Source organism: Paraburkholderia acidicola (genome assembly GCF_002362315.1).
Lineage (GTDB): Bacteria > Pseudomonadota > Gammaproteobacteria > Burkholderiales > Burkholderiaceae > Paraburkholderia > Paraburkholderia acidicola.
In genome coordinates this window covers 522,696-536,056 of the sequence record NZ_MTZV01000002.1, presented here as the reverse complement: position 1 = coordinate 536,056, position 13,361 = coordinate 522,696, and the positions used below count along the sequence as shown (strand labels likewise).

12 protein-coding genes and 3 tRNA genes are annotated in these 13,361 nt (G+C 62.6%); 11 read left to right on the top strand and 4 right to left on the bottom strand.

The window, feature by feature from the left end; translation table 11 throughout:
- The first annotated feature begins 46 nt into the window (after positions 1-46).
- The 5 genes from era (at position 47) to nagZ (ending at position 4,181) form a co-directional block, all read left to right on the top strand.
- Positions 47-946, top strand: a complete 900-nt coding sequence (gene era / locus BWP39_RS04460) for a GTPase Era (RefSeq protein WP_091011588.1) — start codon at positions 47-49, stop codon at positions 944-946.
- Positions 933-1,856, top strand: coding sequence for a DNA repair protein RecO (gene recO, locus BWP39_RS04455; RefSeq protein WP_096717228.1), 924 nt, complete (start codon positions 933-935; stop codon positions 1,854-1,856). Before era ends, recO begins: the two co-directional genes overlap by 14 nt.
- Positions 1,853-2,617 carry a pyridoxine 5'-phosphate synthase gene (pdxJ, locus tag BWP39_RS04450; RefSeq protein WP_096717226.1) on the top strand — a complete coding sequence of 255 codons (765 nt, stop codon included), beginning with the start codon at positions 1,853-1,855 and terminating at the stop codon, positions 2,615-2,617. Before recO ends, pdxJ begins: the two co-directional genes overlap by 4 nt.
- Before the next feature lie 22 nt (positions 2,618-2,639).
- Positions 2,640-3,080 (top strand): holo-ACP synthase, encoded by a 441-nt coding sequence (gene acpS / locus BWP39_RS04445; protein ID WP_096717224.1) that lies wholly within the window; start codon positions 2,640-2,642, stop codon positions 3,078-3,080.
- A 72-nt stretch (positions 3,081-3,152) separates the two neighbouring features.
- Positions 3,153-4,181 carry a beta-N-acetylhexosaminidase gene (gene nagZ / locus BWP39_RS04440; protein ID WP_096717222.1) on the top strand — a complete coding sequence of 343 codons (1,029 nt, stop codon included), beginning with the start codon at positions 3,153-3,155 and terminating at the stop codon, positions 4,179-4,181.
- A gap of 70 nt (positions 4,182-4,251) precedes the next feature.
- Here nagZ and BWP39_RS04435 read toward each other — a convergent pair whose 3' ends face one another.
- The 3 genes from BWP39_RS04435 to earP form a co-directional block, all read right to left on the bottom strand.
- A complete protein-coding gene (locus tag BWP39_RS04435; RefSeq protein WP_096717220.1) occupies positions 4,252-5,646 on the bottom strand; it encodes a sigma-54-dependent transcriptional regulator in 1,395 nt (464 codons plus the stop codon).
- A 325-nt stretch (positions 5,647-5,971) separates the two neighbouring features.
- The gene (gene efp, locus BWP39_RS04430) at positions 5,972-6,529 is read right to left on the bottom strand and encodes an elongation factor P (protein ID WP_096717218.1); all 558 of its coding nucleotides are present in this window, start codon (positions 6,527-6,529) and stop codon (positions 5,972-5,974) included.
- Positions 6,530-6,899: 370 nt separating this feature from the next.
- Positions 6,900-8,102, bottom strand: coding sequence for an elongation factor P maturation arginine rhamnosyltransferase EarP (earP, locus tag BWP39_RS04425; RefSeq protein WP_096717216.1), 1,203 nt, complete (start codon positions 8,100-8,102; stop codon positions 6,900-6,902).
- A 125-nt stretch (positions 8,103-8,227) separates the two neighbouring features.
- Here earP and uvrC point away from each other — a divergent pair, with 125 nt between their 5' ends.
- From uvrC to BWP39_RS04395, 6 genes are all read left to right on the top strand, one after another.
- The gene (uvrC, locus tag BWP39_RS04420; RefSeq protein ID WP_096717214.1) at positions 8,228-10,465 is read left to right on the top strand and encodes an excinuclease ABC subunit UvrC; all 2,238 of its coding nucleotides are present in this window, start codon (positions 8,228-8,230) and stop codon (positions 10,463-10,465) included.
- 129 nt (positions 10,466-10,594) lie between these two features.
- The gene (gene pgsA / locus BWP39_RS04415) at positions 10,595-11,188 is read left to right on the top strand and encodes a CDP-diacylglycerol--glycerol-3-phosphate 3-phosphatidyltransferase (RefSeq protein WP_096717212.1); all 594 of its coding nucleotides are present in this window, start codon (positions 10,595-10,597) and stop codon (positions 11,186-11,188) included.
- Positions 11,189-11,315: 127 nt separating this feature from the next.
- A tRNA-Gly gene (locus BWP39_RS04410) sits at positions 11,316-11,391 on the top strand.
- A gap of 65 nt (positions 11,392-11,456) precedes the next feature.
- Positions 11,457-11,532, top strand: a tRNA-Gly gene (locus BWP39_RS04405).
- A 115-nt stretch (positions 11,533-11,647) separates the two neighbouring features.
- Positions 11,648-11,721: transfer RNA gene (locus BWP39_RS04400), tRNA-Cys, on the top strand.
- A 145-nt stretch (positions 11,722-11,866) separates the two neighbouring features.
- The gene (locus BWP39_RS04395; RefSeq protein ID WP_096717210.1) at positions 11,867-12,460 is read left to right on the top strand and encodes a TetR/AcrR family transcriptional regulator; all 594 of its coding nucleotides are present in this window, start codon (positions 11,867-11,869) and stop codon (positions 12,458-12,460) included.
- A 20-nt stretch (positions 12,461-12,480) separates the two neighbouring features.
- Here BWP39_RS04395 and blaOXA read toward each other — a convergent pair whose 3' ends face one another.
- Positions 12,481-13,293, bottom strand: a complete 813-nt coding sequence (gene blaOXA / locus BWP39_RS04390; RefSeq protein ID WP_096717208.1) for a class D beta-lactamase — start codon at positions 13,291-13,293, stop codon at positions 12,481-12,483.
- Positions 13,294-13,361: the final 68 nt, after the last annotated feature.

The window sequence follows — 13,361 nt, the reverse complement described above, 5'->3', positions numbered from 1 at the left end:
GCGTGCGTCGCACGCCGCCTCCCACTGAACTTGCGGTAACCCGAATATGAACGCTCCCACTCCCTCTGGTTTTCGTTGCGGCATGGTCGCGATCGTCGGCCGTCCGAATGTCGGCAAGTCGACGCTGATGAACGCGCTCGTTGGCCAGAAAGTCAGCATTACGTCGCGCAAGGCGCAGACGACGCGTCACCGCATCACCGGCATCCACACGCTCGACGACGCGCAGTACATCTTCGTCGATACGCCCGGCTTTCAGACGCAGCACAGCGGTGCGTTGAACCGGTCGCTCAATCGCGCGGTGACTTCGACGCTCACGTCGGTCGACGCGGTGCTGTTCGTGATCGAAGCGGGCCGCTTTGGACCCGACGACCAGAAAGTACTCGACCTGATTCCCGCTTCGGCGCCGACGCTGCTCGTCGCGAACAAGCTCGACCGCGTGACGGACAAGGCCACGCTGTTCCCGTTCATGCAGCAGGTGAGCGCGTTGCGCGAGTTCAAGGAGATCGTGCCGTTGTCGGCGAAGAACCTCGACGACATCAAGCGCCTGATGACGACCGTCCGGCCGTACCTGCCGGAAGGCGATCCGATCTACGGCGAAGACGAACTGACCGATCGTAGCGAACGCTTCCTGGCCGCGGAAATCCTGCGCGAAAAGGTGTTCCGCTGGACCGGCGATGAACTGCCGTACACGAGCACCGTGGTGATCGAGAAGTTCGAAACCGAAGGCCGGCTGCGTCGCATCTTCGCGACGATCATGGTCGAGCGCGACGGTCACAAGGCGATGATCATCGGCCAGAAGGGCGCGAAGCTCAAACAGATCAGCACCGACGCCCGCGTCGACATGGAAAAGCTGTTCGACGGCCCTGTGTACCTCGAGACCTTCATCAAGGTGAAGAGCGGCTGGGCCGATAACGAAGCCGGGCTTCGTGCGTATGGGTACGAATGACGCATGGATGACACTGCCATCCGACGCGGACCCGGATACCACTGAACCGGCCGCGCCGGAACCCGCACGCGCGCCGCGCAAGACGAAAAAGACCGCGGGCGCGCGTGGTACTGCAAATGCCGCCGCAGCGACTGATACCTCTAGCGGCGACACGCGCAAGACCCCAGTTCGTCGTTCCCCTCGCGCCACCGCATCCGAATACCGGATCGCCGAGCAACCGGCGTTCGTGTTGCACAGCTATCCCTATCGCGAGACGAGCCTCATCATCGATGTGCTGTCGCGCGATCACGGGCGTCTTGCGCTCGTCGCAAAAGGCGCAAAGCGGCCGCATTCGGCTCTGCGCGGCGTGTTGCAGACATTCCAGCCGCTTGCGTTATCGTGGTCCGGCAAGGGCGAAGTCCGCACGCTGACCGGCGCCGAATGGGTCGGCGGCATGTTGCCGCTGGCCGGCGATGCGCTGCTGTGCGGCTTCTACGTCAACGAACTGCTGGTCAAGTTCTGTGCGCGTGAAGATCCGCATCCGCAGCTGTTCCAGCACTATGTCGTGACGATGACGCGTCTTGCGCACGACGAACCGCCGGTCCAGGTGCTGCGTTCGTTCGAACGTGTGCTGTTGCGCGAAACCGGCTACGCACTCGCACTCGATCGCACCGTCGCACGGCGCGCCGTCGAGGCCGACGGCCGCTACGTGTTCGACCCCGAACGCGGCGTACGCGAAGCCACCGACGACCTCCCCACACAGTGGCCGGTGATAGCGGGCCAGACCTTGCTCGACATGGAACGCGACGACTACCAGCGGCCACAAACCGTCGCGCAAAGCAAAACGCTGATGCGCTTTCTGTTGAATATCTACCTTGGCGGCACGCCGCTTGCGACGCGCCAGATCCTGATCGACCTGCAGAACTTATGAGCTTCTTTCTTACTTCGCCGAACGCCATTGACCTCGGTGTGAACATCGATCACGTCGCTACGCTGCGCAATGCGCGCGGCACCTCGTACCCCGATCCAATCCGCGCGGCACTGATGGCCGAAGAGGCCGGCGCCGATGCGATCACGCTGCATCTGCGCGAGGACCGCCGGCATATCGTCGACGCGGATGTCCATGCACTGCGTCCGTTATTGAAGACGCGCATGAATCTCGAATGCGCGATCACCCAGGAGATGCTCGACATCGCTTGTGGTGTGAAGCCGCACGACGTGTGCCTCGTCCCTGAAAAGCGCGCGGAACTGACGACCGAAGGCGGCCTCGATGTCGCGGGCCAGTTCGAGTCGGTGCGGGCGGCCTGCAAGCAACTGGCCGAAGCGGGCTCGCGTGTGTCGCTGTTCATCGATCCCGATGAAGCGCAGATCCGTGCATCGCACGAAGCCGGTGCGCCGGTCGTCGAACTCCACACGGGCCGATACGCGGAAGCGCACGACGCAGGCGAGCAGCAGCGCGAGTACGAGCGCGTAGTGCGCGGCGTCGAGCTTGGTGTGTCGCTGGGATTGAAGGTCAATGCCGGGCATGGGCTGCATTACACCAACGTGCAACCGATCGCGGCGATCGAAGGCATCGTCGAGTTGAACATCGGCCACGCGATTGTCGCGCATGCGATTTTCGCGGGCTGGGACAACGCCGTGCGCGAGATGAAGGCGATCATGGTCGCCGCGCGTCTCGCCGCACGCGCGTAGCGTTCACGCGGACGCCCGGCCTATGGCGATCTACGGCATCGGTACCGACATCGTTCAGGTGAGCCGCGTAGCGGCGGTGATGACGCGCACGCACGGACGGTTCGCCGAGAAGGTGCTCGGGCCTGACGAACTGCGCATCTATCACGCGCGCACGGCACGTTCCGCCGTACGCGGTCTCGCGTTTCTCGCCACGCGTTTTTCGGCGAAGGAAGCGTTCTCGAAAGCGATCGGACTCGGCATGCGCTGGCCGATGACATGGCGCGCGCTGCAGACGCTGAACGAACCGAGCGGCAAGCCCATCGTCGTGGCCTCTGGTGAACTCGCTGAATGGCTGGCCACGCGCGGCATTACGGCGCGCGTGACGATTAGTGACGAGCACGATTACGCGGTGTCGTTCGTGATCGCCGAGACCGCGGCGGAAAATGCCGGGCCGGCTGCATCCAGCGGCCCCCTTGTCGATTGAACACATGACTTCACCCAGCGTGGCGAAGCCCGCCGCGCTTTTCTCTTTCTGGCTTTCCTGTTGCCCTATCTGATGAAAACCACACCTGGACCGGTGATGCTCGACGTGGTCGGCAAGACGCTGACCGACGACGACAAACGCCGCCTCGCGCACCCGATGACCGGTGGCGTGATCCTGTTTGCCCGTCACTACGAGAACCGCGCGCAACTCGGCGCGCTGACGCATGCAATCCGCGAAGTGCGCGAAGACCTGCTGATTGCCGTCGATCACGAAGGCGGCCGCGTGCAGCGTTTTCGCACCGACGGATTTACCGTGCTGCCTGCGATGGGTGTGCTCGGCAAGCTGTGGGATGAGGACGTGCTGCACGCGACGAAAGTCGCGACTGCGGTCGGCTATGTGCTCGCAGCGGAGCTGCGCGCGTGCGACATCGATATGAGCTTCACACCGGTGCTCGATCTGAACTACGGACAATCGCAGGTGATCGGCGATCGCGCGTTCCATCGCGATCCGCGTGTCGTTGCGATGCTGGCGAAGAGCCTGAATCACGGACTCGCGCTGGCCGGCATGGCGAATTGCGGCAAGCACTTCCCGGGACACGGCTTCGCACATGCCGATTCGCATGTCGCAATGCCGGTCGACGACCGGCCGCTCGAAGCGATCCTGCGCGACGACGTTGCGCCGTACGACTGGCTCGGCCTCGCGCTTACATCGGTGCTTCCGGCGCACGTGATCTACTCGAAGGTCGACTCGAAGCCAGCTGGTTTTTCGCGCGTGTGGTTGCAGGAGATCCTGCGCGGCAAGCTGCGTTTTCCCGGCGCGATTTTTAGCGACGATCTGTCAATGGAAGCGGCCCGCCAGGGCGGCTCGCTGACCGAAGCCGCGACCGCCGCACTCGAAGCCGGTTGTGACATGGTGCTGATCTGCAATCAGCCTGCAGAGGCGGAGAAAGTACTCGATGCGCTGCGCTTCACGCCGTCGAAGGCGTCGCAGCGGCGCCTGAAGCGTATGCGTCCGCGCGGCAAGGCGCTCAAGTGGAGCAGGCTCGCGACGGAGCAGCAGTATCAGCAGGCGCAGGCGCTGGTGCGTAGCGTCATGGCGTAGTAGTGCAGTGACGCTGTTACGCTAGCTCTGGCGACGTGCAATTGGCACGCCGCCAGACCAGCAACGAAGATCAGTTCAACCGCATCCGCTGCAGCTTGTTGTAGAGCGTCTTCGGACTGATGCCGAGCAGCGACGCGGCGCGATGCCGCGTACCGCCGACAGCGTCGAGCGTCGCGCGAATCAGCATTTCTTCGACGTCGGCGAGCGGTGTGCCGACCGTCACCTGCACACGGCTGCCGTTCAGATCGCGCGTGCCCGCTGCACCGGACTCGTCGGCACGCAGCGAATCGAGCACGTCACCCGATGCCTGGTATGCACGTCGTACGCGTTCCTGCAATTCGCGCACGTTGCCTGGCCAGTCGTATGAAAGGCATTCGCGGATGAAGTTCGGACTCACGAGACGCGTCGAATCCGCCACACCGTGCGCGTTCGCGGCGCGGTTCAGCTCATCGACAAGCGCTTCGGCGAACAGCGCCGGATCGTCGCTGCGTTCGCGCAGCGGCGGCAGCGTCAGCGAAGCGGCTTCGAGACGCAGGCCGAGGTCTTCGTGGAGCGAACCGTCGGCGATCGCCGTGCGCGGCGGCTTGCGTGTCGATGCGATCAACCGGAAGTCGGTCACCACCTGATTGGTCCCGCCGACGCGCATGAAGGTCTGCGAATCGAGTGCGCGCAGCAGGGCCTCCTGCAATTCGCGCGGCAACTCGGCGATCTCGTTGATATAGAGCGTCCCGCCGCTCGCCTGTTCGAACAGACCGGGTTCGCGTTGCTCGGCACCGTTGAATGCGCCGCGTTCGTGGCCGAGCAGCAGACTTTCGATCGACCGGTTACCCCCTTCGCCGAGAGCCGGTGCAATGTCCGTCCGGCAATCGAATACGACGAACGGACCTTTGCGGCGCCGGCTCATCTCGTGCAGCGTGCGCGCTGCGACGCTCTTGCCGGTGCCCGCTTCGCCGGAGATCAGCACGGCGGCCTCGGTTGGTGCGAGCTGTTCGATCGCGTCGTACACATGCTGGATCGCGCCACTGCGTCCGATCATCGGTCCGAAGCGGCCCAGCTGGCGCAGTGTCGTGCGCAGCGTCTGGACTTCTTCGGTGAGTTCGTAAGGACGCGGGATCCGCGCGAGCAGGCTGCGCAGACGCGGAATGTTGACCGGCTTCAGCAGATAGTCCCAGATGCCGTGGCGCAGCCCTTCGATCGCACTTTCGACGGTCGCGTTGCCGGTCATCACGATGACGGGCAGGGCGCCGCCGGGCGGCTGCGCGGGCAGATGTTGCAACAGGTCGAGGCCGCTGCCGTCGGGCAGATTCAGGTCGACCAGTACGACGTCGGGAATGAAGCGTGTCAGTGCGGCCCGCGCTTCGGCAAGCGTCGTGGCGGTGTCGACGGAGAAGCTGTCGGCAGCGAGGATCGCGGACAGGCCGGACAGGCTATTGGGATCGTCTTCGACAATCAGGGCATGGGGCATGGCGAGCGCAAAGTTTAAGTGAATCGAAAACCGATAATTTTTTCATCCGGACGGCACGTGTTGCGTGCTGCTGGCCGGCGTACCCTTTGAATCAAGGTCGGATGGATCGACCTGCTAATAAGCAGAGAGCATGCCATTGGAAATTATTCAATCAAATCAATTGCTTGATATTTGCGCTGGTAACGGGACCGGGTTGAGGGCGGCAAATTAGAAAATTTGACCGGTAAAGATTGCTTCAACCATACACGGTCGCGCAAAAAAGAAAAAGCGCCCGCATGGGCGCTTTCTCATTTTGACCGCTGGGCAGTCCCGGTCAGGCCGCCGGTCAGGCGCGGCTGCGGTACTCATTCGTGCGGGTGTCGATTTCGATCTTGTCGCCGATATTGCAGAACAGCGGCACTTGCAGCTCATAGCCGGTGTTCAGCTTCGCCGTCTTCAGCACCTTGCCCGACGACGTGTCGCCCTTCACCGCGGGCTCCGTGTAGATGATTTCACGGACCAGTGTGGTCGGCAGTTCGACGGAAATCGCTTTCTCGTTGTAGAAAACGACTTCGCAGGCCATGCCGTCCTGCAGGTAGTTGAGCGCGTCGCCCATCATTTCGGCTTCGACTTCGAACTGGTTGTAGTCGGCGTCCATGAACACGTACATCGGGTCGGCGAAGTACGAGTAGGTGACTTCCTTGCGTTCCAGCTGGACGACGTCGAACTTGTCGTCGGCCTTGTAGACCGTTTCCATGCCCGCGCCCGTCAGCAGATTCTTGAACTTCATCTTGACGACGGCGGAGTTACGACCCGATTTGTTGTACTCGGCCTTTTGCACCACCATGGCGTCGCTGCCGATCATCACGACGTTGCCCGTGCGGAGTTCCTGTGCGATCTTCATAAAACTGTCCTGTACGAAATAAATTGCCCGAATTCAACTGTGCGAGACGGCATACGGCTGGCTTGCAATACCAGCGCCCGATTTGCCTCGCGCGCCGGCCTGCCGCAATGCTTCCGCGATTTCTGCCACTTTTTTACCGCTTCTTGCGGTCAGGTAATCCTGTTCTCGACGTGTGACCAGTCAGCGCTAAAACGGTGCCGCACATCGGGGGGCCGATGGGGCGCGACGAATTTTCTTCGCCGGGTCCGGATTTCTGGGTGGACCTTTCGCCGTTGCTGCGCGCTGTTGCTATCGCGGTTACCACCACTGTTGCTCTGTTTATTGCCAACGGCTGGCGCTGCGTGTGCGGCGCCAGCCGTTGGATAACCGCTTATTTTAACTGACTTTTTGCAAATTCGGCCAGATTTCCAGCGAGATCGCCGACACCCGACAGTTCCTGCGCCCATTGGGCTGCACGGGTATCGAGGGCGGCACGATGCTGCTGGAAATCGGCCCAATCGGGCTGTCCGGCGCCGTTCCAGGCGTGCCAGAAGCGGCTCAGCGCCGCGGCCGCTGGCGCTGGCAGGGTGGCGGCATAGTGGGCGAGGGCGGCGTCGAGCTTCGGCAGATGGGCATCGTCGGCTTGCGGATAGATGTGCCAGACAAATGGCCGCGCGGCCCACTGCGCCCGGACGAACGAGTCCTCGCCGCGTACAAAGTTGATATCGCTGGCCCATAGCAGCTGGTCGTAGCCTGGCTGATCGGTGAACGCGAGCGCATGTGCGCGGAGATTGCCGAGCGACGTGTGCTGGCCCACAGCAATCGAAGGCGCGCCAAAGAAGCGCGCCACTGCGCCCGAGATGCGACCTTGCGGCACCAGCAGGACGACTTGCCCGGCACCGTCGCGCCACTGCTCGAGCAGACTGTCGACGGCGGGGTTCTCGTAGGCGAACAACGAAACGACGGTCGCGCCCGCATCTGGCGGCGGAGCGCCGGTCGCGTTGTGCCACCACTCGGCGCGCGTGTCGGGGGAGTTCTCGAATGCCGCGCGTGCGGCATCGAGCGTGCGTTCCTTCAGCACGCCGCCGGTGCCGGCTCCGAGGCCTGGGAAGAAAAACGTCTTGACGAGCGGATAGCGCGGGTGCGGCGACGAGCGCAGATGAAATTCGGCGACCCAGTCTTCGCCGCTCAGATACTCGAGGTTCAGCCATACCGGTGCTCGCTCGCGGCGCGCCATCGCGGCGACGTACACGGGCGGCAGTTCGCAACCGAATGCTTCGATCACGACATCCGCGACCTCGATGGTTTCTCCCGCATGCGTCGGTTCGTGCCAGTGCTCGATTGCGATGCCGTCTACGGTTTGCCGTGCGCGCGCGGTGTCGAGCGCGGGGTAAAGCTTCTGGAACGCATGCAGATCGTCGACGAATATGCGCACCTGCCAGCCGTGCTCACCGGCCAGTTGTCGCGCGAGACGCCAGCACACGCCGATGTCGCCGAAGTTGTCGATCACCGCGCAAAAGATGTCGCACGCGATATCGGTCGAAGCGTGTGTCGTGTCGGTCGGGTGCACGGAAGAAACGGGAGCGGAGGACATGGCGGCGAGCGCCCGGCGGCCGGGCGCGTGCGGAATGTTCTAAACTGACGATTCTAAAGCAGCGACCGCTGTCCGTTCATCTGCTTGCACCGCGCGCCATCGCGCGATGCCGATTTCGACCCCGCATGACTCGAACCGACGTTTCCCCCGCTTCTGGCACACCCGCTACCGACGAACCCTTCGATGCGAAGAAGGTACTCGTCCAGTTGCCGCATCTGCCGGGCGTTTACCGCTATTACGATGCACACGGCGCCGTGTTGTACGTGGGCAAGGCACGCGACCTCAAGAAGCGTGTGTCCAGTTACTTCACGAAGACACTGCTGTCGCCGCGCATCGCGATGATGGTGACGCGTATCGTACGTATCGAAACGACAGTCACGCGCTCCGAAGCCGAGGCGCTACTGCTCGAAAACAATCTGATCAAGGCGCTTGCGCCGCGCTACAACATCCTGTTTCGCGACGACAAGTCCTATCCGTACCTGAAGCTCACAGGGCATACGTTTCCGCGGATGGCGTATTACCGCGGCGCCGTCGATCGCAAGAATCAGTACTTCGGTCCGTTTCCCAGCGCGTGGGCCGTGCGCGAAAGCATCCAGATCCTGCAGCGCGTGTTTCAGTTGCGTACCTGCGAAGACTCGGTATTCAACAATCGCACGCGGCCTTGCCTGCTGCATCAGATCGGGCGTTGCACGGCGCCGTGCGTCGGCGCGATCAGCGAAGAGGACTACGCGCACGATGTGGCGAACGCCTCGCGTTTTCTGCTCGGCCGGCAGAGCGAAGTGATGAGCGAGCTCGAGCAGAAGATGCATGCATTCGCCGCCGAACTGAAGTTCGAGCAGGCGGCGGCGGTGCGTAACCAGATGAGTTCGCTGTCGACTGTGTTGCATCAGCAGGCGATTGAAGTCGGTGGTGACAGCGACGTCGATATTCTCGCGGTCGTCGCGCTGGGTGGCCGCGTGTGCGTGAATCTTGCGATGGTGCGCGGCGGCCGGCATCTCGGCGACAAGGCGTATTTCCCTGCGCATGTCGAGAGCGTGCTGAGTCTGGAAGAGGGCGGCCCGGGCGCAGACGACGAGGCGCAAGCGCCGGCCGTGGACGATGCGTCTATCGTTGCCGAAGCGTTGTCGCAGCTTGAGGAGCTGCCGTCGTCTGCCGACGCAGTTACTGCGCAACGAGGCGACGACGAAGACGATAGCGAGATCGATACCGCCGACGAGGTCGACGAGGAAGAAGCTTCAAAACAAACCGCAGACGTTCCGGCCAGCACCGGCCGTAAGCGCCTGCCGACCGGCATCGAGGCCGAAGTGCTCGAAGCCTTCATTGCGCAGCACTATCTGGGCAATCGCGTGCCGCCGGTCATCGTGGTGAGCCACGCGCCGGCGAATCGCGAGCTAGTCGATCTGCTGATCGAACAGGCTGGCCACAAGGTCACGGTGCTGCGGCAGCCGCAAGGACAGAAGCGCGCGTGGCTCGGTATGGCCGAGCAAAATGCACGGCTCGCGCTGGCACGGCTGCTGTCGGAGCAGGGTTCGCAACAGGCGCGCACGCGTGTGCTTGCCGATACGCTCGGTCTCGAATGCGAAGACCTCGCGCAACTGCGCATCGAATGCTTCGACATCAGCCATACGATGGGCGAGGCGACCCAGGCGTCGTGCGTCGTCTATCACCATCACAAGATGCAGTCGGGCGAGTATCGCCGCTACAACATCAACGACATCACGCCCGGCGACGATTACGCGGCGATGCGTCAGGTGCTGACGCGGCGCTATGAAAAGATGGTTGCGCAAGCGGCGGCGAATGCTGCTTCTGAAGCGGCCGAAGTCACTGAATCAGCTGGGCCGCAACCCGAAGTCGCCACCGATGCAGCCGCTGGTGCTGCCACTGAATCGACCACCGAGCCGACCACCCCAGGCGCCACGCTGCCGAACATCGTCTTGATCGACGGCGGCAAGGGCCAGGTCGAGATCGCGCGGCAGGTGTTCACCGAACTCGGTCTCGATCTCGGCATGCTGGTCGGTGTCGCGAAGGGCGAGGGGCGCAAGGTCGGGCTCGAGACGCTGGTGTTCGCCGATGGCCGGCCGTCGCTCGAACTCGGCAAGGAGAGCGCCGCGTTGATGCTGGTCGCGCAGATTCGCGACGAGGCACACCGGTTCGCGATCACCGGCATGCGTGCCAAACGTGCCAAAACACGCCAGACGTCGCGGCTCGAAGAGCTCGAAGGCATCGGTGCGAAGCGTCGTCAGCGCTTGCTGGCGCGCTTCGGCGGGTTGCGCGGCGTCGTGGCGGCGAGTATCGACGACCTCGCGAGCGTCGAAGGCATTTCGCTCGCGCTCGCCGAGCAGATTTACCGGCAACTCCATTGATGCAGCCTTCTTCCGCGCCTTCGCCGTTCCATCGAGACGCGCCGCGCCGTGTCGCCGGGCCACGTTGCTTGTGGCACGCCCGACGACACGGCACAATTGCAACTCCCTTGTCAGAAGCAGCGCCTGCCCATGCCGTTTAATTTCCCGATCTTTCTGACGTGGCTGCGGATCGTGCTGATTCCGCTCATCGTGGGCGTGTTTTATCTGCCCGACATGATGATGAGCCCGGTACACCGCAACTGGGCCGCCGCGGCCATCTTCATTCTCGCGGCGCTGACCGACTGGTTCGATGGTTTTCTGGCCCGCAAATGGAACCAGACGTCCGCGTTCGGCGCCTTCCTCGACCCCGTCGCCGACAAGCTGATGGTGACCGCGGCGCTGCTCGTGCTGGTGCAGGTCGCGCGGCTCGACTCGGCGATCGCGCTGGTGATCGTTGGTCGGGAGATCGCGATTTCGGCGCTGCGCGAGTGGATGGCGCAGATCGGCGCGTCGAAGAGCGTGGCGGTCAATTCGCTCGGCAAGTTCAAGACGGCCTGCCAGATGGTGGCGATCCCGATGCTGCTGTTCTACGGTCCGGTGTCGTTCGGCGGCGGGATCGTCGTCGATACGCGCGTATGGGGGCTGTGGCTCGTCTACCTGGCTGCGTTCCTGACGATCTGGTCGATGCTGTATTACATGAAGCTCGCGTGGCCGCAGATTCGCGAGCGCGGCGGAATGGCCTGATGGCGCAAAGCGCCCGGCCCGCCTGAGTCGCGGCGTTCGAAGGGCTTGACACGTTTCAGCGGTTTATACATAATCTCGTTTCTCCGCTGCGGGCAGGTCTGGCGCAGCAGGGTACATGCAGTAAAACGCGGGAGTAGCTCAGTTGGTAGAGCGCAACCTTGCCAAGGTTGAGGTCGCGAGTTCGAGCCTCGTCTCCCGCTCCAGATTAGATTTGAAGCAGCGTTCTGCGTGTCTCGATTGGCGAACGTTGTTGTAATTGCAGGACCATGCGGGAGTAGCTCAGTTGGTAGAGCGCAACCTTGCCAAGGTTGAGGTCGCGAGTTCGAGCCTCGTCTCCCGCTCCAGACACACGGGGAAGCAACGCTTCCCTTTTTGTTTGGCAGGCCGGTTGGCCATTGCACCCATCTGCGAACCGTTGCAGTTGAAATGAAGACAACAACGGTTCGGTAGTCCGCTTACGGCGCGATAGCAAAGCGGTTATGCAGCGGCCTGCAAAGCCGTCCAGGCCGGTTCGACTCCGGCTCGCGCCTCCAGCAGTTGAGAAAAGAAAAGCCCCGACTTGTCGGGGCTTTTCTTTTTCTGCGATTCTTTCGCCACCATCAGCCAGCAAGCGTCTGCATCGATGTGCCGCCCACCCCCGATGCTAAGATGTCTCCCGTCTGTCCAGAGAGGTGAGCCATGCGCGCAAGCAAGCGCCAGCAAGTCGTGGATACCGCGACCGCGCTTTTTTCGAAGCACGGTTTCCATCCTGTCGGGATCGACTGGATCATCGACGATTCAGGCGTCGCACGGATGACGCTGTACCGGCACTTCGCGGGCAAGGACGATCTCGTGAGGGAGGTGCTGGAGCAGCGCTACACGTATATCGTCGACAGCATCGAGCAAAGCGTGTCGTCGCTCGTCGATCCAACCGATCGCGTGAAGGCCATCTTCGACTGGTACGGTGCGTGGTTTCGCACGCCCGAGTTTGCCGGCTGTCTGTTCGAACGGGCGCTGGCGGAGTTCGGGACGACGTATCCGAAGGTGTCGGAGGTTGCGATCCGCTATCGTCAAAAGATAGTGAACTGGATCGCCGAACTGCTCGCCGATGTCGTCCCCCCCGATACCGCGAAGCAACTAGGTAGCGTCTACATGATGCTGCTGGATGGCGCGACCGTCGAAGCGCGCGCGGTCAACGATCCGGTCGCGGCGATGCGTGCGTGGCAAGCTGCCGCACTGTTGCTGAGTCAGGCGAAAATCCAGTCGCACGCGTTAGTCGAAAGCGCGCGTTGATGCCGCGTTTTCCCCTCGCGTCAATCTGCATGCGACTTCAGGATAGCGGGCAGTTCCTTCAATAACGCATCGCGGGTACGCATACCGGCTGTACCGGGTTGCTTCCTGTCATCCTGCGTCAGACGCGCGAACACGACAGTCTGCGTACCCTTCGTCGCCCATCCGACGAACCAGCCATAGCCGTGAGCGGTATCGTCGGTGCCGTCCGCTGCGCGCGGGAAACCGGCGCCGGGCTTGCCGTGTACGTCCCAGCCGCCGGGCAACTGGGCCACTTCCGTAATCTGGTTCGTCATGTCATACGCGTGCGCGCTGACGGGCAACCGCCGGTTGACGACCTTTTCCAGAAACGACACTTGCTCGAGCGGGGAGATCTGCAGCGAAGAATCGATCCACGCGTGCACGAGACCGTTGTGTTTGCCCGGGTCGCCGGACAGATCCCGATTGCCGTACTCGAACGCATCGACATACTGCTGAAAACGCGCTGCGCCAAGAGACTGCGTGACCTGCTGCGAGAACCACACTACCGAGTACTTGATCCATCGTGTCGGGTCCGTTGTCTGACGCCAGTCCGGACCGCCCCAGTCGAGGTAGCCCTCGCGAAACGGCAGCGCCGGAGTATGCGCATCTTTTAGAAAGCCCGAGTCGAAACCCATCAGGCTGATCGCGATCTTGAAGGTGGACGCGGACGTCACGCGTTCGTTGCACTCGCCTTGTTGCATGAAGATTTTCTGGGATCCGGCGTCGGCCATCACCGTGCAGATCGTTCTGGCCTGCGCAGAGGAAGCCGCGAGTCCGATCGTTACAAGGCTCAACAAAAAGCGTCTCAGGTGCATCGATTCCTCTCCGTGACAGCGTTATCGGCGACCGGGTACTTGCTGAACCAGTGCGCCGCAGTTCGAAC